Raw genomic sequence first — 26,919 nt, 5'->3', positions numbered from 1 at the left:
CAACCCAATTTCCAATTACAGCACAAGGCGAAACAGATGTTACATGGACATTTAATGACGGAAACGGAAACACTTCAACAGCTATTCAAAAAGTAATTTTAAAAGATATTACAGCTCCAGTAGTTCCGACTTTGACTACAGTAACAGCAGAATGTTCCGTTGATACTATAACGGCGCCAACCACAACAGACAATTGTGCTGGAACGATTACAGGAGTTACAACAACTCAATTTCCAATTATAACGCAAGGCGAAACAGATGTTACATGGACATTTAATGACGGAAATGGGAATAGTTCAACAGCCATTCAAAAAGTAATTTTAAAAGATATAACGGCTCCTGTCGCACCCGTCTTGACAGACATAACAGGGGAATGTTCTGTAACTCCAGTAATACCTGAAGCTATAGACAATTGCGCAGGAATAATTAAAGGAACCACAACAACGCAATTTCCAATTACTGCTTTAGGAACAACAGTAGTAGAATGGATTTTTGACGATAAAAACGGAAATATAAGCAGTGTGCGCCAAAATGTAATAATAAACGCAATTGCATTAGCAACACCAGAAAAAGCAGTTTGTCTTAGTAATAAATCAGAATATACTGTGACTTTAACCGTAACAGGCGAAGCGCCTTATACAGTTTTAGGAACTGGAGCACCGGGAACATGGTCCGGAAATACCTGGACATCAGATCAAATTTTGTCTGGAACAGCATACAATATAAGCATTCAGGATAAATATGCCTGCAATACTATAACAGTTGCAGGTGCATCGCCAAATTGCTGTGTGTTTAGTGTACAATGTCCAACTTTTTCACCAACAAGTGTATCTTGTTATGATGAACTGCCAACGGCCGTAAGTTTAACCAAATCCCAATTTGAAGCATTAGGAAATGGCAATGGAAAAATCATTAACAACTGTGGTGTTATTGAAATTATTGCCTCAAACAGCCCAGATAGAGGATGCAATTCAGATATAACAAGAACATATACAGTTACAGAATACGCAGATGAAAACCAAAATGGAGTACATGATGCTGGAGAGAATACTATAATCAACAGCGCAGTATGTACTCAGATCATTAAAGTTAATGATACAACTGCTCCTGTTTTTGTCGAAGCATTGCCAGAGGCTGTTGTAAATGCAGATTGCAGCACTATTCCCGAAGCGGCGACACTTACTGCAACAGATAATTGCAGTAATGCAGCAGTCGATTTTAAAGAAACAAAAGCCAATGTTGACTGCAGCAGCCGTTATTCGATCGTACGAACATGGACCGCAAGTGATGACTGCGGCAACGAAAATGTATTTACTCAGACTATAAATGTTTCCTGTCTGCCCAATATCTTTAATGGTATCTCTCCTAATGGAGACGGTTTAAACGACAAATTTGTTATTGACGGTATTGATTGTTTCCCAAATAATACAGTAAGAATCTATAATAGATATGGTGTACAGGTTTATGAGAAAAAAGGATACGACAACGTAACAAATCCTTTTGAAGGCTTCTCAGACGGCCGCACTACGGTTGTAAGAGGTGATAAACTTCCAACGGGAACTTATTTCTACACTCTAGAATACGATGACAGCGGAAAACAAGTACAACGATCAGGTTATCTGTATATCAGTAATCAATAACAAGTAACCAATAATTTCTAACTAACCAATAATTCAAAATGGAAATAGGACTGCGAGAGCGGTCCTGTTTGTTTTATAATATCTGCCCATAATTCATAGTTCACAAATTACAGATCATGTTTTATAAGCAACAATCTGCAATACAGTTATTTGAGTGGTTTTAAAGTCTAATGGCTAGAATTGTCTTAATCTGTTATATTAAAAACTTTTACTAGTAAAATTATTTACATAATAGGGAGAATTTTGCAACGTAATATTTACTATAAGAGAACTATTAAATAATAATTAAAATTAATTTATGTAATGAAAAATATTTTTTACACAGTAATAATATTGTTAATAGGAGTTTGGGATGCTTCTGCTCAGCAGGAATCCCAATATACACAGTACATGTATAATACAATGACTTTTAATCCGGGCTATACAGGATCAAGAGAAGTATTAAGTGCTATGGCTTTATACAGAACACAATGGATAGGTCTTGATGGAGCTCCAAAAACAATGAATTTTTCTGTACAATCACCATTAGGAATTTACAGCGGTTTAGGATTAAACGTAGTAAGCGATAAAATTGGCCCAGTAACTTCTACAGGTGCAACAGTAAATTATTCGTATACTATTTTAGGAAGTACAGATATTAAATACTCATTTGGTATCTCTGGAGGTTTCAACAACTTTGATGTTGATTATAATAAACTAAATATAAAGGATCCTGATCCGTATTTGTCAGGTCAAATATCTCAGTTTTCACCAAATGTGGGAGCAGGGTTTTATGTACACTCTTACAATTGGTATGTGGGATTATCAGTTCCGCAGCTTTTAAAAACCTCTTTTTATGATGATGTTAAGGCAACAACTTATACTGAAAAATCACATATTTATTTAATGGGAGGTTATGTATTTGATCTTAATCCGTATTTAAAATTTAAGCCGGCAGCTTTAATAAAAGCAGTTCCAGGTGCACCAATTGCAGTAGATGTTTCTGCAAACTTTTTATTCAGTGACAAGTTTACTATTGGAGCGGCTTATCGCTGGGATGCTGCGGTAAGTGCATTGGCAGGTTTTCAAGTCACAAATGGTATTCAAGTAGGGTATGCATATGATTATGATACCAATAATATTGGGAATTACAATTCTGGATCTCATGAAGTTTTCCTGAGATTTGATTTGTTAAGCAGATCTAAAACAAGATTAGTTACACCAAGATTTTTCTAATAACGATAATATATACTATGATGATTTATAAAAATTCAAATTTTATTTTTGTTTTCCTAATAGCTTGTATACTAGGTATTGGAAAAATACATGCTCAAGATAAAAAAGTTCAGAAAGCAAATGATGCCTATGATAAGTTTGCTTTTATAAAAGCAATTAAATTATATGAGAACCAAATTAGTAAGGGAAATAATTCGACAGAATTATACCAAAAATTAGGAGATTCATACTATTATAATGGTAATTATCCAGAAGCAGAAAAATGTTATTCTAAAGTTATGAGTTCTTCAGATAATGTTGCTCCTGAATATTATTTTAGATACGCGCAAACGCTGAACAACTCACAAAAATATAATGAAGCAGAGGCCGTAATAAAAAAATACTACAAACGTTCTGGACAAAAAGATTTAAGTGCAGACTGGAATGAGATAAAGCTGTTGGAGGGTATTAAAAAACAATCCGGGCGTTATACTTTTAAACCTGTAGATATTAATACTTCATCTTCAGATTTTGGAGGTGTTTTTTATGGATCAAATAAAGTTATTTATACTTCAGCAAGAGATACAGGGGGAGTTTTTAAACGTAAACACAGCTGGAATGAAAAATCATTTTTAAAACTGTATCAAGCTGATATGACTGCTGATGGCGGACTGCAAAATCCAACTCCTTTGAAAGGTGATATAAATACAGAATACCACCAAAGTACTCCAGCAATAACTAAAGATGGTAAAACAATGTTTTTTACCAGAAACAATTATATTGATGGAAAATTAGGTGAAGATAAAAAAGGAACTACATATTTAAAAATTTATTCTGCTCAAAATATTGGAGGAAAATGGAAAAATGTAAAAGAGCTTGCATATCCAGTAAATAGTGACGGTTTTTCATCAGCACATCCAGCTTTAAGTCCAGATGAAACTGAACTCTTTTTTGTGTCTGACAGAAACAATGCTTTTGGTAATTCAGATTTATATGTCGTAAGTCTAAAAAAAGGTGGTTTTGTTGGAAATGATGTTACAAAACTAAGCGATGAGATTAATACTTTAGGAAGAGAAACATATCCATTTATGGACTCATCAGGTATTTTATATTTTTCTTCTGACGGACATCCTGGATTAGGCGGGCTTGATGTATTTGCTGCAATGAAAGATGCGGCAGGTGCATATCATGTTGTAAATTTAGGTGATGGAGTAAACAGCAGCGCTGATGATTTTGCGTATGCAGTTAATGGAAAAACAAAAATGGGATACTTTTCTTCTGACAGAAATGGAAATGATGATATTTTTAGTTTTACGGAAAATCGTCCTGTAGCTTTTGATTTTAATATAAAACCTATTGTTTTTGGTACTTTAAAGTATACTTCAGGCGGACGAATTGAAGGAGCAGCTGTTGAAATTTATAACACCGAGAATGAATTAATTAATACGGTTTATACTGATAAAGACGGGAAATACACTGCAGAATTGATGCCTTTTATTGACTATAAATTGATTTATAAAAAAACGGGTATTGCCGAAAAAATACAGATTGCACCGCCATTTAAACCACTAGAAAAAAGAGAATACTCTTTTGAGTTTGTAAATGAAATGGAAGTAGTTGTTGAAAATGAAATAAAAACAATGGTGCCTGGTGATGATTTGAATAAAGTTTTGAATTTAAAACCTATTTATTTTGATTACAATGGTTATAAAATACGTGAATCTTCAAAAGTAGAACTTGATAAAGTGGTAGAAGTGCTGCTAACTAGACCAAGTATTTCAGTGCAGGTAAACTCATATACTGATAGTAGAGGACGTGATGAGTTTAATTTGACCTTATCTGAAAACAGAGCTAAAGCTACTGTTGATTATATTGTAAAACATGGTATTTCAGCAGATCGAGTTTCAGGTAAAGGATACGGAGAAACAAAAATATTAAATAAATGTACAAACGGTGTATCTTGTACAGAATCTGAGCATCAGTTAAATAGACGCTCTGAGTTTATTATAAACGTAAAATAAGTTATAAAGGTTGTATAAATAATATACCCCAAAAATTGAAATAAGTTTTTGGGGTATTTTATAAAATTAGTTTTTTATCTTTCTACTTAATATTTTTTACAAAATCCTCGCTAGGTTTTCTATTAAAATGCTTATAGTATTGTAAAGAAAAATAACTTAACTTGCTGTAGTTGAATTCATAAAGCATGTCAGTGAGAGAATTATAATTACCACTACGCAGTAGTTTTTGAGCATATTTCATTTTTTCGGTAATAAAGAAATAATTTGGGGTTATGTTCATGCATTTCTTAAATAATGTTTTGTATTTAGATTCTGACATTCCAGCCATAGCAGCTAAAAAAGTCAGAGAAGGAAAAGGACCAGATAAATTATCAAGAAGATACTTTTCTGTTTTATGAATTGCTTCATCTTCAGTATGTGTTACTATATCGGTTTTATGCTCTGCATCATAGAATTTACTAAAAAAATTGCCAAGCAGTTTTAATGATATGCCTTTTACAAAAGAATCAAAAGACAAATCATTTATTGGCTTACTTTTTAAAGACTTAAGTAACAATGTACTGTTGCTGTCAATATGACCATAATGATAGAAACTGGAATTTGACTGTTCATAAGCTTTATTTTCATGTAATTTGACGGAATATTGTGTAATAAAATCGTTAAGAAGACTTTTATCTACAAGTATTCTTAATGCAAAAGTTCGCTCATGTACATTAGGTTTAAATGAACTTGCAATTTGGTTATCGATAATAGCCAGATCTAATTTATCAAAAGAACCAATTTCATAATTCTCATTATTAATCTTTATAAGATTTACATGTTCACTTAAATCGTAATGAAAAATATACAATTCATTTTCAGAAGGTTCCCGACATATTTCTAGTGGCGTGTTCAGAATTACGTCCATAAAAACAATAGAAATACTGGAAGTTATCTGGCTGAAATACAAACTTCCGAAGCCAATTTTTTTTGGAAAATTTATTATTTTATCCTCTATAACGTTTGTTTCTATCTGTTCAGCTAATTTGTGAAGCCATTCTGGAGTTAAACTATAAAAATGAAATATTTTCTTCATAGATAAATTTTTATTTTTAAATGCGGTATTAAAATTAAACTTATTTATTTGACAATATTTTATAACTGTTGTATGTAAGCTTTTGGAGAGAGACCAAAATGTTCTTTAAATTTTGATGCAAAATAAGAATTATGGGTAAAATGTAATTGGTCAGAAATTTGAGAAATTGTTAATTGCTTTGCTTCAAGCATGTCTTTAGCAAGTAATAATTTATTTTCCATAAAAAAGGTACTAGGAGTCTGACTGGTTATTTTAGTAAAAAGAGTTTTAAATTTTGATTCTGACATATTGGCTTTTTCAGATAGAATTTTAATACTTGGAAAATTACCTTCAATATGTTCAATCAAATACATCTGCAGCGAAATAATTGTGGCTAGATCTTGTTGGTTGACTCTTTGAATAATAATACGCTTAGTACTTATTTTTTTTAAATAATTTGCAATAAGCATATGAACAGTTCCAATAAGATGAAGGTTAAAAATAGGTCCGCCCACTTCTTTTTTTCTTAAATCATTTAATAAATGAAAACTATTACCGCTCATTCGATCAAATCGAATCATAGTGTTTTTTTCGGGATCTATAATCTCGTTAACGTTGTTAAGCCGTATATTGTTTCTTAAAACAAATAGTTTTAATGTGTTTTTCTTTACAAAGATACATAGGGCATATGTTTTACTGCCTGCTGTTACATGATAGTCAGACTTTAACGAGCCATCTACAACAGATAAATTATACTGCCATTTGCTGACATTATATAAAAAATTATGAACAGACATAGTTGCTTCTCCTTCGGTAAGATTATAGTAAAACGCAACAAAATCATCATTTAAATTTTTTTGGATAAGATGGAGGTTTTTTTTATACTCTACATCAATATAATAAGCAATAATTCCATCTCCGCAATCGAGAAAGTATCTAGTTCCCGTTTGTATATCTTCGGGTACTATTATAAAATTCCCGTCTATTTTTCCCCCAAATTGCTTTGCCAAATCTACGGTCCAGTTTAGATTGGCATCATAGTAATGCTCTATTGTTTTCACTTGAAGAATTGTTTGTTTAGCTAAAGTTAATATTTTTTTTTGTTAATTAATTGATTTTCAAAATGTTTTTGGACTGCAGGGAGGTAACAATAGGTGCAGGGTGGTAAGTTCTGCTTTATTTTATTGTAATAAAAATCTTATTATGATATTTATTTGTCTTATAGTAGACAAAAGGTATGCCTAATATTTTTAAATTTGTTTAGTTGTTGGGAATCAATTAATTAATTTTTACTTGAAAAATAATAGCCTTTTTTTACTTTGGAAAAATTCCCAGTTAAGGGAATTATTCCCCGTTTTAATTTGCTAATTTTTGATTTAAAGTTTTTCTGTCAATTTGCAGGATTTTTGCCGCTTTTGTTTTGTTATTGCCAACAGCATTTAATATTTTTAAAATCTGCTCTTTTTCAAATTCCTTCAATGATTTTAGCGGCTCTATATTTTCAGAAAAATGATATTTTAAGTGTTCAGGTATGTTTTCAACGGATATTTTGTTATCGCTCATAATAATCATTCTCTGAATTATGTTTTCAAGTTCTCTGATATTGCCCGGCCATTTATAACGGAACAAAATTTCGGAGGCTTTATTATCGATTACGACTTCGGGCCTGCCATATTCACTGCAGTATTTTGAAATGAAATGCTTGGCAAGCGGTATGATGTCTTCTTTTCGGTCTCTTAATGGTGCAGTTTTAATGTTTACGACATTAAGACGATAGTAAAGATCTTCTCTAAAAGTACCTTTTGAAATCATTTGAGACAAATCGTTATTAGTTGCAGCTATTATTCTGATATCTATTTTTTCGGTTACCGTTGAACCTATTTTGGTTATCTCTTTTTCTTGTAAAACTTTTAAAAGTCTTGTTTGTACTGTCATCGGAGCATTGCCAATTTCATCTAAGAAAATGGTTCCCATATGGGCAGCTTGAAATAAGCCAATTCTAGATTCTGCAGCTCCTGTAAATGCGCCTTTCGCATGACCAAATAATTCTGACTCTATAAGACTTTCGGGAATTCCGCCGCAATTGATTGTTATAAACGGCATCTTAGCTCGGGTACCTTGATAATGAATGGCTCTTGCAATTAATTCTTTACTTGTGCCGCTTTCACCTTCAATTAATACATTTGCAGTGTTGTTTTTGACACGTTGGATTGTATCAATCAATTTTTTAAATTGCTTAGAGTATCCAATTATTCCAGCATAATTATTTTCTTCTGGTAATGAAAGTTTGCCTTCAGAAGATAGTATTTGATTGTTTTTTGCTCTTATAAGCGAGTTTTCAACTGCCAGATAAAATTCCTCAGCGGTAAAGGGCTTAGCTAAATAATCTAATGCACCAGATTTTAATGCATTTATGGCATTTTCAATAGACGGCATTCCTGTTATAACTAATTTTGGAAGCGATGGAAAATGTTCAGCGGCATATTTTAATAACTCTGTACCATTAAGTTCAGGCATGTAAAAGTCTGTAACCAACAAATCAATTGAGTTGTGTTTTAGAACTTCAATTGCTTCTATGACAGATGATGCTTTGTAAGTAAGATAATTCCGCTTGGTTAAATAACGTTGAATCAGCTCAAGCATCTCATAGCTGTCATCTACAATCAGTATTTTTTCTTTTAGTAAAGGCATATCTTTATTCAGTTAAAGGTAGTTTTATTGTAAAAATGGTTCCTTGAGGAAAATTGTCTTTAATTAGTATTTCGCCATTATGAATTTTGACGATTCGTGAGACCATTGTTAATCCTATACCACAGCTTTCTTTTGTAACTTTTGTTGTGAAAAAAGGCTCAAATATTTTTGATTTGATATGTTCTTGTATGCCTTGGCCTTGATCTTCTACAGTAATAAATAAATGTTGAAAATCATTTTCAATTGTAGTTTTTAGTATACTTTTTTCGGGTGATGCATCGAGGGCATTTACTAATAAATTTAGTAAAGCTTGTGTTAGCTGTATAGAATCGACACTTATATAATCAATAGTGTTTTTAAATATTAATTCATTTTTGACTTCCTTTCGTTGAAAATTTTGCTTTAAAAGGGATACGGCAAAAGTTATAATTGGTTTGATTTCTTGTATTTCAAAATGATAGGGAACATCACAGGTGAATGATAAAATCTTAGTTATAATTTTACGACTGTAAATTGCGGAGTTTATTATTGTCGAAATATCTGCATCAATTTCAGGGTCATTATTGTTAAGCTTGATTAACTCGGCATATCCTAAAATATTTGCCAAAGGGTTGTTGAGTTCATGTGCGATGCCGGCAGTCATTTCGCTCAATATTGATAGACGATCCAAACGTTCTATGCTTCTCATTAATTGATTCTTTTTTTCTAAAATTTGAAATTTTTCAAGGTAATTTCCAATTTCAAATGCGATTGCATTAAGAAGTTTTTGTTCTTCTTTAAGAAAATTAGTGCTGTTGAATTTATTTTTAGGATAATGTGCTTTTATAAAGCCTGAATTTGTTCCCAAAATAGTTATATCACTGATTTGAAAAACACTATGTTTAGGTAATTTTGAGGTGCTTAAAATAAAATCTTGAATTTGAAGTTCAATGACAATATCTTCATCATACATATAGGCTTTTTTTACGCTTAGTATTATTTTTTGAAGAATTTTTTTTTCAGCACGATCTGCTAGTGCAATTGTCGACGAAATTTCAAGAAGACATGTCAGTTCTTTAACTCGTTCCTTAAGTTTTTTTTCAGTTGAATTAGATTTCATTTGTAAGAAATAAAATTTTTTATCATTCTAAATTTCGGCAAAAGTAATTATTTTTTTGAGGTAGAGATATTAAATGTATTATTTGTTTAACTATTTGAAAATAAAATAAATACGTTTTTGTTTTTTGACTTATTTTGATATTTTTTTAACTTATAGAGGCTGTTTTATAATTTCTTTTATGCGATAAAATTCAATGTTTTTGTTGTGCTGTTTCTTACAAGTGTTTTTTTTGATAATTAAAGTCTTATTTTGATAATATTATGTCTTAAAGTGGTCAAATTCACCTTGAAGTTTGTTATAATTTTGCTCCTTCGAAAACAAATCCATCTTGCAAATTTTATTTCTATGAGTATGAAAACTTCTAACTTTTCATTACAATTTGAATTGAATGTTTCTGAAATACAAAAATTGAACGAAATGTATTTTAAGAATATTTATAGAAATTGGATTTTGCTTTTTTTGGGAATTGTATTATTTGGTTTAATTTTTCTTGACTTAAACATACAAGATGATCTTGTAGAATGGATAATTAGAAGCTTGGCTTTGATTATAATTTTTTTAATGATCCAAAATTCTTTTGTTAATTCAATTTGTGAGATCATTTTTCGATTGGCAAAAAAGTTAGAGCCTGAAAAAGTTAAAAATAAATACAAAATCAGCTTTACAGATTGCTTCATCTACATTTATTCGCCATTTGGCAATTTCACACATAAATGGAGTAAAATTGAAAAAGCAATATTAACAAAGAAGTTTTTGTTTCTCTATTTTAAAGAGCGAAATGGATATATTATTTCTATATCAAATAAAAAGACTAATGAGAGGAATATAGAGGCGTTAATTTCATTTGTAGAAAACAATGTAATTCATGTTGTAAAAGTATAATTACACTTGACATATAAAGTATTTAATAAATAATTTTAAGAAAGATGACTAGGAAAGAGAGAGTTTTAGTGCGTGATAATAAGAAAGTTTTTTTAAAAATGTTTAAAAGAAAGTTTAAAGATGAATTTGAATTTTCCGAGGATTCTTTTTTGTTAAAAAACGAAGAAGAATCAAAAGATTTTGATCGTTCTATTTTTGTTATTTATGAGAAATCAGAATTAATCGATTTTTTAAAATTAGATAAAAAAGGAAGAAACGTTATGATTTGCTTTTCAAATAAAAATCTTCTGAGCGGTTTGTTTTTTCTAGAAGACATAAAAAACCTTTGTTTAGTTGATATTACAAAGAGCAGAACAGAAATATTTAGAGATTTAAAAGCGTATTTTAAAAATAAATCAGACTTGATGCCTAAACTGCCAGAAATCGCATTTACAAATCCAAGTATTACACAGATGCAGTTTAATAGTTTTCAGAAAGCTTTACTTTACATGTCATAGATTGTATTGTAAAAATGCAATAATAAAAAAATGGGCACGTTTTTGCGTGCCCATTTTTTTATTATTTTAATTTATAGATTTCTGATCCTGCCAGTAAAAAACATCCTAAACCGTAATCTTCAAAATCAGGGATTTTATCATACGATAATGGCTGACCGTCCTTAGGTTCTTTTCCTGTAGATTGCAAATAACCCAAAAAACCATTTGTATGAAGACTTTCGGTTGTTATGGCTTTCCATGCCTTTTGAATTACAGGCAGATAAGTTTCTCTTTTTAAAAGGCCGTTGTTTATTCCGTATGCCATTCCGTAAATAAATAACGCAGTGCCAGATGCTTCTTTTTCGCCAAAATTAGTTGGATCATATAGACTTACATTCCAAAATCCGTCTGCCCTTTGTATGGGAACTAGTGCAGCCGCCATGACCTTCAAATCTTTTACATATTGATCTCTATGCGGAGCATTTTCAGGAATAATAGTTAAAACCTTTGCCAGAGCTGCAATTACCCATCCATTTCCACGGCTCCAGTAACAGTTTTTTCCATTTGGCTCTTTGTAAGGCGGATCAAAATCGGCATCACGCCACCATAAACCTTCTTTTGGGTTGAATAAACCATTATCACCGTGTTTGTTCCTAGAGAACATATACATTTCATACATTTTCTCAAAATATCGATTGTCTTTTTCTAAAACTCCCATTTTTGCAAAAACAGGCATTCCCATTTGAATAGCATCAATCCATGACCAGTCATTTACTTGAGGAGTATTTAAAAGCATATTTATGTTTGCCTTTGTATTTTTGAGCTTTTTAGAATCAGGTTCTAAATTATACAAATCAATATAGGTTTGTGCAGCGCAATAATTGTCAGCGTTTCGGGTTACGTTACCGCCATTAAATCCCCATTTATGAAATTCAGCCCATGCATAAGCATAATCATAAAATGAATCTTTAGGATAAATTTCATGAAGAGCCATTAATCCTTCATAATATACCCCTCGAGTCCAGATATTGCTCGGGCGTTCTTTGTTTGTGATTATAGTTTTTCCAGTATCAGGCCATTTTTGCATAAAATAATCATTTGCAAGTATCATTTGCTGCAGCACCTGTTTTTTATCAAAAGGCTCTTGAGCATTTAAGCGGCTCAGCGAGAAAACAAATAGGAGTGAAAGAAAGAGTAATTTTTTCATTTTTCAATAGATGGTTATATAGTTAGTTCAGTTCTTTTAAAGGTGTTAGTGTTACTGGTCCTAGAAGCCCAGAAGGCATTGGATTCCATTTTGTCGCATCAAATTTTTTATAATCTTTGTCAACCATATTTATTTCATGGAAGATTTTCCATTCCTGTCCTTTCAGTTCCATATCTCTTATTCTGTTTGCAGGAAGATTAGTGACTTCAATTTTCAAAATATTTTTACCCGGTTTTAGTTTTTGAATGTTCAATTTATACGGAACAGACCAAGCGGTGCCAACAAATTCGTTATTAATCCAAACCTTGGCACTTTCTCGAACATCGCCAAGATCAAGACTCCAATGACTTATTTTAGGGTTTGGATTCTCAAACTGCAGTATATAAGCAGCAGTGCCCGAAAAAGCTTCGGCTTCTGAGTTTAATTTTGTCCAAGATTCTAAGTTAGTAAGTGTGGTGCTTTGAGGGAATTTAGGTCCGCCTTTTTCAAAACTTAATTTCCAAGTTCCTGTTAAAGAGATTTGTGGAGATACTGTTTCATAATATTTCCATTTTTTTTGAGAAGCTGTATTCTCCGTTTTTAAAAAATAGGATTGTCCGGGTTCTATTTTTATTTTAACATAGGTCATTCCGTTTTTTTTGTCAACTTGACCATTGCCAAATGCTTTTGTTAAAGGATCAAAAATAATGACTTCTTTGTTTTCAATTTGTAATGGAATAAAATCATCTATTGTTTTTGTAGTGTGATTTACTACATAATAAATTTTTTCGCCGTCAACATCTCGTCTGATGAATTTAAGTCCTGTATTGACGAGATTTTCAGGCTGAATTTTGAAATTTTCTAAAGTTTTTAAAACATCAGAAACTGGCTCAATAGTATTTTTATTTGAGGTTAAAAGATTTTGAAGATTTTGCTCTTGCTTTTTATAATCATTGAAACCTGGAACAGATTCCGGCAGACCTTCAAATAGGATTACTGCACCCGCTTTTTTTAGTTCGATTAGTTTTTGCATGGTTGCAAACGGCATTTTTTTGCAAGATGGAATAATCAATGATTTGTAACGTACTCCAGACACCATTAAATTTCCATTTGCAACTGTTGCTTCGGTTATAAAATTATCTGAGATAAAATCAACACTATATCCTTTTTTCATCAGGCTTTTTGTAGTATCATAGAAAGAAGTTCCGTACAGCCATTCTGATAAAGAGTGTATTTTGAACTGATAAAATAAATTTCCGTTTTGAAATTTATTCCAAGTATCAAATATTGGCCAATAGAGAAGGATTTCATTATCGGATTTTCCTTGTTGAAGCATCGATTGGCAATTTGAAATATAGGAAAACAAAGCGGGAGCATCTTCCCAAATGGTGTTATTAGTATTAAAATTAACAGAGGCATAAAATTCCCATCCCGGCCATGCAGCGCGCGTTGGAGAGTAGGTAGAGCCATGAAGAAAAATATGATTAACACCATTTAGCATTAAATCTTCGGCTTCGGGCTTACATTGTGACAGTGCAGTTTTAAAATGTTCTCTCAGCCACGTGAAAGTTTCAGAAGAGACTAAATTTTTCCCTGAAATATGTGCTGCCGACGATGCAAATTTTAGCATTACAGGATCAGCATCGCCTTCACGAATATCTTCTTTCTCACGTCGAAAACCCGGAATATCAAATGGCATCGAACCAAAAGTTTCGCATTCTGGAATATCAGCAGATGCATACAAATCTATTAAATTACCTGGTGAACCATGTGCCTGTAGTTTTGTTTTGAAATTTTTTGAGTGCGCCCAGTTTGTCCATGATTTATCAAACTTATTGAGTAATAAATCAGCAATAGTCTGACGGTAATCGCTTCTAATTCGATTTCCAATTTCATTGTCAGTTTCATTCAATAAAATCGAAAGCTGTTTTTTTAAGTCGTAACCTCTTAATTTTTGAAACTCTTCAAAGAAATTGGGCGTAAAATCGGTTCCGTAAACTTCAAAACTGTCATTAAAAACAGCTCTTATTTTTCCCTCTCGCCCTTTAAAAGCATTGTTAAAAGGAACTACATAGGCATTTAAAGCTTCTGTTGAATAATGATCTAAAGTATAGCCTTTTCCTCCGGGAGCGGCTCTTTTTACCTGTTGCCCTGTTTTGCCGCTAAATATGGCATAAATGGTATAATTGGTTTGTTTGGCTTTCCAGTTTAATCGGTTTGGCTCCATTTTATTAGGAAGCTTAATTGCAGATCCTTCAATTCCTTTATCTTTTGAAGCTGCTTTGTTTTTTTCGAGATTGTCCGTTAAATTTATATAAGAGCCGTCGCTTCCGTAAGCTGCAACATATAAAAGTTCAGCAGGAGTTTTTTCTTTACTGCTGTCAAGCGTTATATTTCGATCAAATGTTTCATTTTTTTTAAGCGGATATTTTTCAACAATAAGTTTAGTTGCAGCATAAGGCAGAGTAACATGTGATCCGCCATAAGGCCATCCAGTACCTAAAACCATATCGACCTGCATTTTCAAACTGTCAGCAGTCTGGATAGTGTAATCCAGCATTTCCATCCACTTTGGAGAAAGATAATCTATATAATTACTTTCTTCTCCTTTTACACCATAGATAGGAGTGATCTCTACACCGCCAATTCCAGCTTTATTAAAATCGATTAAAGTCTTTTTTAAATTTGGTTTATCAACGGCACTGCCCATCCACCACCAGCGTGTCCATGGCTGATTTATGTTTGTAGATTTTGGCCACGGTGAAGTATTGCTGTCCTGCGCAGAAAGGTTGTAATTACAAATAAAAAATAAGGTAATAAAGCAGAATGTTTGAAGTTGTTTCATTATTGATCTAAAAGATTTACCTGTTACTAGAATTTATTCATTTTTTGTAAAAACAGAATTCATAAAAACATATTTAAAATTCTCTGTACAAAAGTAAAAGTATAAGCAACCCATCAAAATGCTATCCTGTTGCGTCCTGTTTTTATTGAATATTGTAAAAATTAAATTATCATAAAATAAGTTATAAAGTTTTTTAATTGATATTAATTTATGTGAAAAAATACGAATAGTTAAAAAATAATTTAATAAAATTTAGTATAATGTATTTGTGTATTTTGTGTGTAATTATCGGTTGTAAATCAAGCAGTTGAGTTGTTTTTTGTTAAAGTAAACTTAATATGATTTCGTAATATATTGAAAGCTAACAGGATACTACAGGATGCTGTGAAAGTCGCTTCTAAATAAATTTGGTTTGAACTAATTACCTAACCAAATTTAACTTTTTATGAAAAACAAGCTTAATCTTTTGCTGATTATAGCCTTATGTGTACTAGTGTATTCATCAGGTTATGCGCAAGGAAAAACGGTTACAGGAACCGTTACCGACCCAGCCAAATTATCGATACCCGGCGTAAATGTAATTGTCAAGGGAACGAATAGGTCAACAAGTACTGATTTTGATGGAAAATACAGCATTAATGCCGCTCCAGGAGAGACTTTAGTATTTTCGTTTGTGGGATTCGTCAAGCAGGAAATAAAAATTGGCACCGCAGCAAGTTACAATGTTTCACTAGATGCAGAGAGCTCAAGCCTGAATGAAGTCGTAGTTATTGGTTACGGCACACAAAAGAAAAAACTAACTACCGGTGCGATTTCTGGAATAAAAACAGAGAATTTTACAGAACGTCCGATTTCGAGAATCGACCAAGGTTTGATTGGTCAGGTTGCGGGAGTTCGTGTAAAACAAACTACGGGACTACCGGGGCAGCCTTTTAGTATTGAAATTAGAGGAGCTGGTTCGATCACAGCAGGAAATGAGCCTTTGTACGTTGTTGATGGATTTCCAATTTATACTGAAGGAAGCAACAGCAACGGATCATTCTCAAACGGAAGTCCGCTGGACAACATGAATCCAAATGATGTGGCTTCTATCGAAGTATTAAAAGATGCTGCAGCGGCTGCAATTTATGGTTCGAGAGCTTCAAATGGGGTTGTGATTATTACCACTAAAAAAGGTAAAAAAGGTAAAACAAAATTTACTTTTAATATGTATGGCGGGGTCAATAAAGAAGCTAACCGTGTGGATATGCTTTCATCTCAAGGATGGATTGACAGAGCCAAAACAATGATTGATGCACAATGGGTAGGTTCAGGAATAGCAGGAGCATCTGCAAGTCAATCAAATGCAGAACGTATTGCGGCTTACAATTTAAAAAATCCAACAGCACCGCTTACAACAGCAAATACAAGGTATTATACTTATTTGTACGATGACAGATGGGATATTCCGGGACATCCAGGATTAGATTATATCGATTGGCAGGACAAAGTTTTCCGTACGGGAGAATTCAATAACTATCAATTATCTGCTTCTGGGGCTACAGATGCAGTAAATTATTATGTGTCTGCCAATTATCAAAAAAATACAGGATACATTGTAGGTACAGATTATTCATTATTCTCAGCAAGAGCAAATGTTGATGTTAAACTATCAGAAAGCTTTAAAATGGGAATTAATTTAGCACCTTCATATTCTATTAAAAATGATCCGGGCGTTGAAGGTAAAGATAATACGTTGTTTAAAGCACTTACTGCAACGCCAGTTTTTGAAAGCGCTTCTAATGCTGCTGGAGAAAAATATACGACAAGATACGCATGGGGAAGCAGTACCACAAATATGTTGAACGCTTTAGCAAGAACAGGACGAAACTCTATGTACAGAAATTTAATTTCTGGATATGCAAGTTATCAATTCGCTAAAAGTTTTACACTAAAAAGTACTATTAACTTTGATAACTCTGATAATACCAACGAAAGCTATACTCCAAATGATGTAATAGCGAGTATTAGAGGAGCTTATAATACTTACAGAAGACAAAATATTGTTAATGAGAATACTTTAACGTATGACAGAACTTTCGGAAGCCATAGTTTTAATGTGCTTTTAGGACAATCGTTCAACTCATACGAAATAACAAAATCAACACTTTCTTCAGGAGCACTTTATAATAGTTCAAGTATAGAAACGCTTCCAGCAGGATCAATTGGATCTACAAATGCAGAGAAAAGTACGTTGCTGTCTTACTTCGCACGTTTACAATACAACTTTAAAGAACGTTATATTTTATCAGGAAGTATCAGACGTGACGGCTCGTCTAAATTTGGTTCTGATAGAAAATGGGGAGATTTTTACTCCGTTTCATTAGGATGGAGAATTAAGCAAGAATCATTTTTAAAAGAGGTGAATTGGCTTAGTGATTTGAAACTTAGAGCAAGTGCGGGTACAAACGGAAGTAATAATATTGGCAGCTACGGATCTTATGCGACACTTGGAACATTCAATTATTCAATAGGCGGTGCAGTAGCAATTGGTCAAGGAGCAGCTTCAATTCCAAATCCTACTTTACATTGGGAAGAATCAAAAAGTATAGATCTTGGAGTAGATTTTGGATTTATCAAAAACAGACTTTCTGGAACATTTGAAGTATACAGAAAAAACAACAGCGAATTACTTTTAAGAGTTCCTGTTCCAGGAGATTCAGGTTTTCCTACTTACCTTACAAACATTGGAGAAGTTCAAAATCAAGGTTGGGAATTTGAGCTAAATTCATTAAACATTAAGACACCAAGTTTTGAATGGAGAACATCTGCAAACATAAGTCATAACGAAAATAAAGTACTAGCATTAGGACCAGATCAATCTAAAATTGAAATTAGTAACTCTTTTGATGGAGGTGTACCATTTATTAAACTAGAAGTTGGAAAACCAATGTATACCATTTTTGGATTAAAACAAAATGGAGTAGTTACACAGGCTGATATTGATACTGGAGGCACTACAATTGGAGGAAATAAATTAGTATTAGGAGATCCTAGATATATAGATCAAAACGGAGATAAAAAAATCAATTCAGAAGATCGCGTTGATTTAGGAAACCCAACACCAAAATACACTTGGGGAATTACAAATAGTTTTAAATACAAAGATTTAGATTTAAATGTTTTGGTTCAAGGTCAAAACGGAGGTACAGTTTATGGTTTAACAGGTCGTGCAATTGATCGTACTGGAATGGGATCTGTAGAAAATTCATTAAATGTAGATCCAGCAGTTAGAGGAAACTGGAGAACTTCTTTTGGATATCAAGCTAATTCTGACTGGTTGTACAAATCAGATTATGTAAGTATTAGAAGTATTTCTATTGGATATAATCTAAGACAAGCCTTAAAAGGAATTACAAGAATTGATAATGCAAGATTATATGTAACAGGAGAAAACTGGTTCTACTGGAACAAATATAAAGTTGGTTTCAATCCAGAAGCAGTAAATACTTCAGCAAGTTCAAACAGTGATTTCTCTGTACCGGTAGATTACGGTGGAGCGCCTTTGGCAAAATCATTAGTTATCGGACTAAACATTAATTTTAATTAAACGAAAATGAAAAAATATATCTTCATAGCAGCAGGTGCGTTAATGTTGTTCACACAATCATCTTGTACAGATGAGCTGACTCAGCTGCCTTTATCGCAAGGCACGATCGAAAATTTTTATGCAACACCAGGCGATTTTGTACAGGCAAGAAACGCAACTTATTCTGTTGCTTTTCACGGAGCAACCGTATATGGTTATGCAAACCGAGTAATGAATTTAAGTGAAACCAGATCTGATAACTTGATGGCTACAACAACAGCATCAAGAGATTGGGAAGGAATTAATAGTTTTTACACTTCTATCAGTTCTAATACTTATGTGAAAGAAGCATATCTTACCAATTATAATGCAATCTATAAAGCAAATCAGTTATTAGAAAAAATTGCAGAAAAAGGGGATGTGATTTTTACAAATCCAGCAGATAAAACCGCAATGGCTGCCGAAGCACGTTTTCTTAGAGCATTTTGTTATTTTGATTTGTTAAGATGGTTTGGACGTGTGCCATTAATTGACAGAACGATGACTGCCGGAGAAGCTTCAAAAATAAAAAGAACTGCAGTTGCAGATGTTTACAAACTAATTATTTCAGATTTAGAATTGGCAATTCCAGATTTGCTTCCTTCTTATGATAATGCAAATTACGGACGTGTTACAAAATATGGAGCAAAAGCACTTTTAGGACTTGTTTATATGACTCGTTCAAGTCCAACTTACGGAATTGACGGTGCAATGTTAGGTTTAAATGAGTGGGACAAAGCCTATCAACAATTAAACGATATTAAGTTGAGCGGTTTATATGCTTTTGGTACAGATTACGAACCCATTTTTAAAACTGAAGGAAATGCCAATAAAGAAAACGTATTGACTATTTCTTACACACAAAATATTTCGACTCCTGTAGGCGGAAACTTCATGGTAGAGTTAGGGTACGAACCTTATTTTGCCTCTGTAAATTTATCAGCACAAGGAGCTTTAGAAGCAAGACCAATTTCAGCTGGTTTCATGAAATTGTTTACAGCCACTGATAAAAGACAACTTTATGGTATTGCTACAAGTTATACTGTAGCTTCTGGAACTTACAAAGGAAGTTACACCCTGCCGGTTTTCAAAAAATACATTGATCCTGCCAGATATGGAAACGGACGTGAAGATTGGGGAGTTGATTTTATGATCACTCGTTATACTGATGTTTTGATGCTTATGGCAGAATGTACGCTTCATGGCGGCGGCGGTACTCAAGCAGATGTTGATGCTATTGTTAATAAAGTAAGAACCAGAGCTGGTGTGCCTGCAAATGCAGTAAACATTACTTTAGATCAATTATTTGAAGAAAGAAGAAAAGAGTTTTTTGCAGAAGGAACAAGATGGTTTGATTTAATTAGATCAGGAAAAGCAGTGGCTACTATGAACGCTTGGAGAATTGCTGAGGATACTGAGAATAAAATCCGAACAATCGATAATAACTCATTATTGTATCCAATTCCGTTACAAGAACTTCTAGCAGTTCCAGGGCTTTATGATCAAAATTTAGGTTACGATTAGTAATTAATCAGCTGGACGAAATTTATCTAACACATAGAGACATAGGTTTGTTGCTTAAAAAAAAGACATTTCATTTATTTTAAATAGACATTAATAGCTATGTGAAGGAAATGTGTTTCTTTTTGTCTTCTTTATTAAGGATAGAATCTATGTCTCTATGTGTTTAATTTTTTTAACAAATTACACCCAACAGGAATATATTTGTAATTAGTATTTTTTTATATATTTTTTGTTTTTAAAAAGCTGTCTTTTTCAGACAGCTTTTTTAGGTTTTAGGTGTAAAAAAAACAGGTAAGCACAGGATGCAAAAAAAGAACTGCTAATTTAAATTTAAAGTGTTACTTAGATAAAAAAAACTAACAATGAAAAATCCAAATAAAATTCTTTTACTTTTATTGGTTTTGAGTGCAAAACTCTCACTTTCAGCTCAGGTAAAACTTCCAGCTTTGGTAAGTGATAATATGGTTTTACAGCAAAATGCAAAAGTTAATTTATGGGGATGGGCTTCTCCAAATGAAAAAATAAACATTCAATTAGGATGGTCAAATCTTCCAGTAAATGTTACTGCTGATGCCGAAGGAAATTGGAAAACAACAGTCGAAACGCCAAAAGGAGGAGAAACGGCATACAATATAACGATCGAAGCTTCTAACAAAATTACGTTGAAAAACATTCTTATTGGCGAAGTATGGCTTTGTTCCGGCCAGTCAAATATGTTTTTCCCTGTTGGAAGAGAAGAAGGAACTTGGAAAACAGGTGTCAAAAACTATGAAGAAGAAGTAAAAAATGCTGTTTTCCCTAATATCCGACTTTTTACAGTTGCACTCAATGCATCGGCAAAACCACTCGAAGATGTTACAGGAAGCTGGAGAATCTGTTCGCCTGAAAGTATTAAAACATTCTCGGCAGTAGCTTATTTCTTTGGAAGAGATTTGTATCAAAAACTAAACGTGCCAATTGGTTTAATATCTACTTCTTGGGGCGGCACCAAAGCCGAAGCTTGGACAGCGCAAAATGTTTTAGAAGAAGATGTTGCTTTCTTGCCCATTTTGCAAGAAGATGCAAAAAATGAAAAAGTATATCAAGAAAAGCTGGAAGCATATTATTTAGCGCTTACAAACGAACGAATTGCAAGCGCAGCAAATGCTCCTAAATCCCAATTAAAAAAGCCTAAAAAAGAACCCAATAAAACTTCGTATGTTTTGTATAATGGCATGCTTCATCCTCTAGTAAACTACACGATAAAAGGAGCAATTTGGTATCAAGGCGAAAGCAATTCAGGAAAAGCTTATTTGTATCGAAGTTTATTTCCAACGATGGTAAAAAGTTGGAGAGAAGAATGGAAACAAGGTGAATTTCCATTTTATTATGTGCAGATAACACCGCATAAAGGACAAAATGCAGAAATAAGAGAAGCCCAATTAATGTCTTTGAAAACAATACCAAACAGCGGAATGGTAGTTACAACGGATGTTGGAGATGCACAAAATATTCATCCAATAGATAAACAGACAGTTGGTTATAGATTAGCCCTTATCGCAAGAGCTAAAACCTATGGAGAAAATAAACTGGTATATTCAGGTCCTATTTTTAACCATATGAAAATTAAGAAACAAAAAGTACAATTGTTTTTTGATTATGCCGATTCTGGATTAAAGAAAACTGGTGATACCTTGAAAGAATTTGAAATCGCAGGAAATGATCAAGTTTTTTATCCTGCCGAAGCAAAAAATGAAGGAAAAACAATAATAGTCACTTCGTCTAAAGTAAAAGAACCCGCAGCAGTTCGATTTGCTTGGAAAGCTGTTCCAGAACCTAATTTGTTCAACAATGAAAATCTGCCTGCATCTCCATTTAGAACAGATGATTGGGTAATAGCGGAGAAGAAGTAAAAACGTTTTTTTGAACACATAGATACATAGTTTATAAAACTTAATAAATCTGCTCAATCTGCGTGAGAATATTTAAGAGATAAATATAAATCTGAATAAAAGTTAAATGAATCGAAGACAATTTATAATTGGAAATTCTCTCGCTGCGATTGCGTTGTGTCTTCCGTTTTCGGCAGAAGCCAGTGCTTTTTTCGACGATCCAAAACTTTCAGATTTTGAGAAAAGACTTCAACCAGTTGGGCGTGCTTTAGAATTTGAAGATTATTATGTTTGGTGCAACAGTCCAATTGAAGGGCCGGATGGTAAGATTCATGTGTTTTTTTCTCGTTGGAAAAAATCAAAAAGTATGAGCGGCTGGATAAACGGTTCTGAAATTGCACATGCAGTTGCCGATAAACCAGAAGGACCTTATGAATATGTCAGTACTATTCTAGCACCAAGAGGCGAAGGTTTCTGGGATGCGACAACTTGCCATAATCCAAGTATTCATTTTGTAGACGGAAAATATGCGCTTTTTTTCATGGGAAATTCGAACGGAAAAATGGATACAAAGCGAATTGGTTTAGCAACTTCAGATTCACTTTACGGACCATGGGAACGACCAGATAAACCATTGTTGCAGCCTGGAGAACAAGGTGCTTGGGATGATTTACTAACCACAAATCCATCTTTTTTAAAACATCCAAACGGCGAATATTGGCTTTATTATAAATCATTAGATACAGAGAATTATGTTCATCCAAAATTTCCAATCAAAGGAAACAGAAAATACGGATTAGCAATTTCTAAATCGTTGACAGGACCTTATATAAAATACAAAAACAATCCATTGATTGATTTTTCAAAATTAGGAGATAACAAGCAATGTGAAGACGCTTTTGTATGGTATGAAAATAAAAAGTTCAAAATGCTGGCGAGAGATATGGGCGTTTTTGGAATGGATTACGGACTTTATATGGACTCCAATGATGGGATTCATTGGAATGATCCGCAAATTTCATATCAACCTTTAAGCAAATATATAAAAGAACCAGAAGCTCCGAAACATTTAAATCGATACGGACGCGCAGAACGCCCGCAATTATTATTTCAAAACGGAAAAGCAACTTATTTATTTACGGCATCGCAGGGAGGAAAATATGAAACTTCATCAGCGTTTATTTTTAAAATCGTTTAGATGAAATTTTAAATCAAACAGTTTAACAGCAAAAAAATGGAAAATCAAATTGTTAGAAACGCCTTTACAATGCAACTGAAAAAAGGTTTTGAAACCGAATACAAAATAAGACACGATGCTATTTGGACAGAATTGACAGCTTTATTGTCTGAAAACGGCATTCAAGATTATTCTATTTTTTTGGATGAAGAAAGCGGAATACTTTTTGGCGTTCAAAAATTAAGTTTAGATTTTGATCGTTCACAACTTTCCAGCCATCCTCTTATGAAAAAATGGTGGAATTATATGGCTGATATTATGGAAACAAATCCAGACAATTCGCCTAAAGCATATCCCTTAAAAGAGGTCTTCCATTTAGATTGAATGAGTAAATTGTTTTAAATTAAAAAGTTATAATAAGAATGAAGAATACAGCAAAACTTTACGTGCCAATTGCATTATCTATATTGATTTCTGCAAGCTCTCATGCACAAAAGAAAACGACAGAAAATACAATTATCCTGAAAAATACTTCTAATATTGAACTGACTCAAAAAGCCATTTCGATAAAAAGAAACCAACTTTCTCTAAATAATGAATCTGGAAAGTATCCCATTTTAATTTACAAAAAAGATACAATTCCGGCTCAGGTAAATGATTTAGATGGTGACGGAAAATGGGACGAATTGTTTCTGGTAACTGATTTTTCAGCAAAAGAAGAAAAGAAAACCGTTTTAAGCTGGTCAAATAAAGATCCAAAGTTCACGGTTAGAACAAGCGCCAGATTTGGAAAAAGAGAAGGTAAAAACCTGCCTGTTCATCCAGATACAGAAGAAGTTTTATTGGCTGATCAGGTACATAAAAAACTCGGTTATCAAAAATACCAAACCGATGGTCCGACTTGGGAAAATGATAAAGTAGGTTTTAGACATTATTTGGATGGAAGAAACTGCAAAGATGTTTTCGGAAAGAAAACGCCGGGAATTACGCCAGAAGATGTTGGAATAAACAGCAAAGGTGCAGTTGAAGACAATTACCATGTAATGCACGATTGGGGAAGAGATATTTTTCCTGTTGGAAGTTCAGCAGGATTAGGAGGTTTTGCACTGTTGACAGATAATAATAAAATAAACAGACTTGGAATTTTAGCCAATGATACTTTAAACAATATCGAAAAAACAACATTTAAAATCGTCAGCGAAGGCCCTGTAAATTCAGTTCTAAACTATAAATATCAAAACTGGGAAGCATCAGGAAATAAATATCAAGCAGAAGAAACAGCTTCAATCTGGCCGGGAATGTACGGTTATAAAAATACAGTTTCGGTAAATGGTTTAAAAGGAAACGACACATTATTAATTACGCTTTCTAATTTAAACAATCAGAACCCTTTGCAGGTAATTGAGGCAGGAGATTTCGTATGTTTTGTTCAGCATGATAAATTAACCTACGAACGTCAATGGATTTTAGGAACCGCTGTAATAGTTCCTAAAAATGTTTACAAAGGATATATAGAAGCACCAAAAACGGGACAGTTAACAGATTCATATCTAATAAAAGTTTCCGTAAAAAACAATCAAGAAGTAAGTTATTACCCAATCGCCGGCTGGGAACTCAGTGCCGATAAAAACTTTAAAGATTCAGCTTATTTTACTTCTTACGTCACAACTTTAGCAAAGCAGTTATCTGCCAAAATTAAAGTTGAAGTAAAATAAAAGGTATATAAGAACGCAAACCTTTGACAAAGTTCAATAACTACAAAACTAACAACTAACCAAATGAAAACTATTTTAAGAATCCTTTTTTGCGTTATTGGCTTTTCTCAAGTCGCATCCTCGCAGAACTATACTAATGACACATTCCCAGACGGAAGTCCAATTTCAAATTGGTTTAAAGATTATTCTAAAATTCAATTAAAGAACTTAGGTAAACAATACGTTATTACAGATTTTAATGTTGGGAAAGACAGCACCAAAATTCAGACTGCTGCAATACAAAAAGTTATTGATAAAGCTGCCGCAAATGGAGGAGGAGTAATTGTGATTCCAAAAGGAGTTTATTCAAGCGGTGCTTTATTTTTTAAACCAAAAACGGCATTGTACGTTTCAGAAGGAGGAGTTTTAAAAGGCTCAGATAATATTGCTGATTATCCAATAATGCCATCAAGAATGGAAGGACAGAACCTGGATTATTTTCCAGCTTTGGTAAATGCTTATGGTGTTGACAATTTCTCGATTTCAGGAAAAGGAACTATCAACGGAAATGGTAAAAAATATTGGGAAGCCTTTTGGGAAAGACGAAAAATTAATCCAAAGTGTACTAATCTAGAAGTTTCGAGACCAAGACTTGTTTTTGTATGGAACTCAAACAATGTACAATTTCAGGATGTAAAACTGATTAATTCAGGTTTTTGGACCAATCATTTTTATAAATGCAATAATGTAAAACTGCTTGATTTGTATATTTTTTCGCCTCATATCGAAATTAAAGCACCAAGCACAGACGCTATTGATATTGATATTTGCAGTAATGTATTAATACGAGGCTGCTATATGTCAGTAAACGATGATGCAATTGCATTAAAAGGCGGAAAAGGACCTTATGCAGATCAAGATAAAAACAACGGTCCAAATTCTAATATAATCATTGAAAATACCAATTTCGGATTTTGTCATTCCGCGTTAACAAACGGAAGCGAATCTATTCACAATCGAAATGTCATTATGAGAAATTGTAAAATAGATGGAGCTTCGCGAATGTTATGGCTTAAAATGAGACCAGATACTCCGCAGCGATATGAATATATTAGAGTGGAAGATATAAAAGGCGAAGCCAAAACTGGACTGGCAATATTTGCTTGGAAACAATTTTTTGATTTAAAAGGCCGTCCAGATGTCCCGTTGTCATACGGAGACAATGTAACCTTAAAAAATATTGATTTAAAATGCGAAACCTTTTATGGTGTAGAAAATGATCCAAACGTTCGTTTATCCAATTTTACATTCGAGAATTTGAAGATTCAAGCAACGAAAACAAGTATTGATAAAAGTCTAATAAAAGGAGTGAGTTTTAAGAATGTCTATGTAAATAAGCAGTTAATAGAGTAATTTTTACGCATATCCTCAATAAACGATGGTCCTTTTTTAACTAAAACAGAACAAAAATTAGCTTTTTTTTAAAGTTTGTGTTTTTTTTAAAACGGGTATCTTGGAGTACTCGTAAGAGCATTCTCTTTTTTATTCGTTAGTAAATAGTTGATTAATAGTTTGTTGTAATAGGGGAGTTTTGACGAAAATAAAATGTGATTTTAACGCTAATTTAAAGCACAAAAAACAATGATAATTTTAACAGCAAATTTATTGTAACTATCAATCAAACCTCTATTTTTGCGCCTTAATTTAATAAGTACAAGCATGAAAGATCTATTAGTAAAAATCAACGCCGAAATTGACGCATTCAAAGCAGAAGCTGAATCTTTAACTGAAAAAGGTATCAAAGCTGCAGGACCAAGAGCACGTAAAGCTACTTTAGAAATCGAAAAACTTTTGAAAGAGTTCAGAAAAGTTTCTATCGAAGAATCAAAAAAATAATACAATTAAAACCTCGTCAATCTGACGAGGTTTTTTTTTGTTTCAGGTTTCAGGTTTCAAGT

Annotated in this window: 19 protein-coding genes; 13 read left to right on the top strand and 6 right to left on the bottom strand. The window is 32.9% G+C overall.

The features are described from left to right. The 3 genes from ACHRVL_RS11950 to ACHRVL_RS11940 form a co-directional block, all read left to right on the top strand. Positions 1-1,640 (top strand): gliding motility-associated C-terminal domain-containing protein (locus ACHRVL_RS11950; protein ID WP_395413005.1); only part of this gene is annotated, 1,640 nt, incomplete at its 5' end. A 303-nt stretch (positions 1,641-1,943) separates the two neighbouring features. After that, positions 1,944-2,855, top strand: a complete 912-nt coding sequence (locus ACHRVL_RS11945; protein WP_395413003.1) for a type IX secretion system membrane protein PorP/SprF — start codon at positions 1,944-1,946, stop codon at positions 2,853-2,855. A 17-nt stretch (positions 2,856-2,872) separates the two neighbouring features. Further along, complete coding sequence (locus ACHRVL_RS11940) at positions 2,873-4,855, top strand: OmpA family protein (RefSeq protein ID WP_395413001.1); 1,983 nt, start codon at positions 2,873-2,875, stop codon at positions 4,853-4,855. An 82-nt stretch (positions 4,856-4,937) separates the two neighbouring features. Here ACHRVL_RS11940 and ACHRVL_RS11935 read toward each other — a convergent pair whose 3' ends face one another. From ACHRVL_RS11935 to ACHRVL_RS11920, 4 genes are all read right to left on the bottom strand, one after another. Then, entirely contained in the window at positions 4,938-5,930 is a 993-nt protein-coding gene (locus ACHRVL_RS11935; RefSeq protein ID WP_395412999.1) for a helix-turn-helix domain-containing protein, read from the bottom strand. Between the two features lie 59 nt (positions 5,931-5,989). Continuing rightward, positions 5,990-6,970 (bottom strand): helix-turn-helix transcriptional regulator, encoded by a 981-nt coding sequence (locus ACHRVL_RS11930; protein ID WP_395412997.1) that lies wholly within the window; start codon positions 6,968-6,970, stop codon positions 5,990-5,992. Between the two features lie 295 nt (positions 6,971-7,265). Next, on the bottom strand, positions 7,266-8,600 hold the full coding sequence (locus ACHRVL_RS11925; protein ID WP_395412995.1) for a sigma-54-dependent transcriptional regulator: 1,335 nt from the start codon (positions 8,598-8,600) through the stop codon (positions 7,266-7,268). A gap of 4 nt (positions 8,601-8,604) precedes the next feature. Continuing rightward, positions 8,605-9,699, bottom strand: a complete 1,095-nt coding sequence (locus ACHRVL_RS11920) for a sensor histidine kinase (protein ID WP_395412993.1) — start codon at positions 9,697-9,699, stop codon at positions 8,605-8,607. Positions 9,700-10,044: 345 nt separating this feature from the next. Here ACHRVL_RS11920 and ACHRVL_RS11915 point away from each other — a divergent pair, with 345 nt between their 5' ends. Beyond that, positions 10,045-10,581 (top strand): YcxB family protein, encoded by a 537-nt coding sequence (locus tag ACHRVL_RS11915; RefSeq protein ID WP_395412991.1) that lies wholly within the window; start codon positions 10,045-10,047, stop codon positions 10,579-10,581. Positions 10,582-10,679: 98 nt separating this feature from the next. Next, positions 10,680-11,078, top strand: a complete 399-nt coding sequence (locus tag ACHRVL_RS11910) for a hypothetical protein (RefSeq protein WP_395412989.1) — start codon at positions 10,680-10,682, stop codon at positions 11,076-11,078. Between the two features lie 61 nt (positions 11,079-11,139). Here the strand turns inward: ACHRVL_RS11910 and ACHRVL_RS11905 are convergent, their stop codons facing one another. Continuing rightward, positions 11,140-12,264, bottom strand: coding sequence for a glycoside hydrolase family 88 protein (locus ACHRVL_RS11905; RefSeq protein ID WP_395412987.1), 1,125 nt, complete (start codon positions 12,262-12,264; stop codon positions 11,140-11,142). A gap of 22 nt (positions 12,265-12,286) precedes the next feature. Continuing rightward, positions 12,287-15,088: a glycosyl hydrolase gene (locus ACHRVL_RS11900; RefSeq protein WP_395412986.1), complete on the bottom strand. Its 2,802-nt coding sequence runs from the start codon at positions 15,086-15,088 to the stop codon at positions 12,287-12,289. Positions 15,089-15,533: 445 nt separating this feature from the next. Here ACHRVL_RS11900 and ACHRVL_RS11895 point away from each other — a divergent pair, with 445 nt between their 5' ends. From ACHRVL_RS11895 to ACHRVL_RS11860, 8 genes are all read left to right on the top strand, one after another. Further along, the gene (locus ACHRVL_RS11895) at positions 15,534-18,677 is read left to right on the top strand and encodes a SusC/RagA family TonB-linked outer membrane protein (protein ID WP_395412984.1); all 3,144 of its coding nucleotides are present in this window, start codon (positions 15,534-15,536) and stop codon (positions 18,675-18,677) included. A gap of 6 nt (positions 18,678-18,683) precedes the next feature. Then, positions 18,684-20,219 carry a RagB/SusD family nutrient uptake outer membrane protein gene (locus ACHRVL_RS11890; RefSeq protein ID WP_395412982.1) on the top strand — a complete coding sequence of 512 codons (1,536 nt, stop codon included), beginning with the start codon at positions 18,684-18,686 and terminating at the stop codon, positions 20,217-20,219. 362 nt (positions 20,220-20,581) lie between these two features. Continuing rightward, positions 20,582-22,111, top strand: a complete 1,530-nt coding sequence (locus ACHRVL_RS11885; protein ID WP_395412980.1) for a sialate O-acetylesterase — start codon at positions 20,582-20,584, stop codon at positions 22,109-22,111. 106 nt (positions 22,112-22,217) lie between these two features. Continuing rightward, entirely contained in the window at positions 22,218-23,288 is a 1,071-nt protein-coding gene (locus tag ACHRVL_RS11880; RefSeq protein ID WP_395412978.1) for a glycoside hydrolase family protein, read from the top strand. Positions 23,289-23,324: 36 nt separating this feature from the next. Next, positions 23,325-23,651, top strand: coding sequence for an L-rhamnose mutarotase (gene rhaM, locus ACHRVL_RS11875; RefSeq protein WP_395412976.1), 327 nt, complete (start codon positions 23,325-23,327; stop codon positions 23,649-23,651). Between the two features lie 38 nt (positions 23,652-23,689). Then, a complete protein-coding gene (locus ACHRVL_RS11870) occupies positions 23,690-24,982 on the top strand; it encodes a DUF4861 domain-containing protein (protein ID WP_395412974.1) in 1,293 nt (430 codons plus the stop codon). Between the two features lie 63 nt (positions 24,983-25,045). After that, a complete protein-coding gene (locus tag ACHRVL_RS11865; RefSeq protein WP_395412972.1) occupies positions 25,046-26,374 on the top strand; it encodes a glycoside hydrolase family 28 protein in 1,329 nt (442 codons plus the stop codon). A 306-nt stretch (positions 26,375-26,680) separates the two neighbouring features. Further along, entirely contained in the window at positions 26,681-26,857 is a 177-nt protein-coding gene (locus tag ACHRVL_RS11860; RefSeq protein WP_029272605.1) for a histone H1, read from the top strand. The last annotated feature ends 62 nt before the right edge of the window (positions 26,858-26,919 follow it).

The organism is Flavobacterium sp. FlaQc-28, assembly GCF_044007415.1.
Taxonomy (GTDB): Bacteria; Bacteroidota; Bacteroidia; order Flavobacteriales; family Flavobacteriaceae; genus Flavobacterium.
Note: the sequence above shows the minus strand (reverse complement) of the source record. Positions and strands in the feature narration are given on the sequence as shown.

Excerpts from the sequence above, each read along its gene's own strand:
- ACHRVL_RS11945 (WP_395413003.1), top strand. The coding sequence starts at position 1,944 with ATGAAAAATATTTTTTACACAGTAATAATATTGTTAATAGGAGTTTGG.
- ACHRVL_RS11940 (WP_395413001.1), top strand. The coding sequence starts at position 2,873 with ATGATGATTTATAAAAATTCAAATTTTATTTTTGTTTTCCTAATAGCT.
- ACHRVL_RS11935 (WP_395412999.1), bottom strand. The coding sequence starts at position 5,930 with ATGAAGAAAATATTTCATTTTTATAGTTTAACTCCAGAATGGCTTCAC.
- ACHRVL_RS11925 (WP_395412995.1), bottom strand. The coding sequence starts at position 8,600 with ATGCCTTTACTAAAAGAAAAAATACTGATTGTAGATGACAGCTATGAG.
- ACHRVL_RS11920 (WP_395412993.1), bottom strand. The coding sequence starts at position 9,699 with ATGAAATCTAATTCAACTGAAAAAAAACTTAAGGAACGAGTTAAAGAA.
- ACHRVL_RS11915 (WP_395412991.1), top strand. The coding sequence starts at position 10,045 with ATGAGTATGAAAACTTCTAACTTTTCATTACAATTTGAATTGAATGTT.
- ACHRVL_RS11910 (WP_395412989.1), top strand. The coding sequence starts at position 10,680 with ATGTTTAAAAGAAAGTTTAAAGATGAATTTGAATTTTCCGAGGATTCT.
- ACHRVL_RS11905 (WP_395412987.1), bottom strand. The coding sequence starts at position 12,264 with ATGAAAAAATTACTCTTTCTTTCACTCCTATTTGTTTTCTCGCTGAGC.
- ACHRVL_RS11900 (WP_395412986.1), bottom strand. The coding sequence starts at position 15,088 with ATGAAACAACTTCAAACATTCTGCTTTATTACCTTATTTTTTATTTGT.
- ACHRVL_RS11895 (WP_395412984.1), top strand. The coding sequence starts at position 15,534 with ATGAAAAACAAGCTTAATCTTTTGCTGATTATAGCCTTATGTGTACTA.
- ACHRVL_RS11890 (WP_395412982.1), top strand. The coding sequence starts at position 18,684 with ATGAAAAAATATATCTTCATAGCAGCAGGTGCGTTAATGTTGTTCACA.
- ACHRVL_RS11885 (WP_395412980.1), top strand. The coding sequence starts at position 20,582 with ATGAAAAATCCAAATAAAATTCTTTTACTTTTATTGGTTTTGAGTGCA.
- ACHRVL_RS11880 (WP_395412978.1), top strand. The coding sequence starts at position 22,218 with ATGAATCGAAGACAATTTATAATTGGAAATTCTCTCGCTGCGATTGCG.
- rhaM (WP_395412976.1), top strand. The coding sequence starts at position 23,325 with ATGGAAAATCAAATTGTTAGAAACGCCTTTACAATGCAACTGAAAAAA.
- ACHRVL_RS11870 (WP_395412974.1), top strand. The coding sequence starts at position 23,690 with ATGAAGAATACAGCAAAACTTTACGTGCCAATTGCATTATCTATATTG.
- ACHRVL_RS11865 (WP_395412972.1), top strand. The coding sequence starts at position 25,046 with ATGAAAACTATTTTAAGAATCCTTTTTTGCGTTATTGGCTTTTCTCAA.
- ACHRVL_RS11860 (WP_029272605.1), top strand. The coding sequence starts at position 26,681 with ATGAAAGATCTATTAGTAAAAATCAACGCCGAAATTGACGCATTCAAA.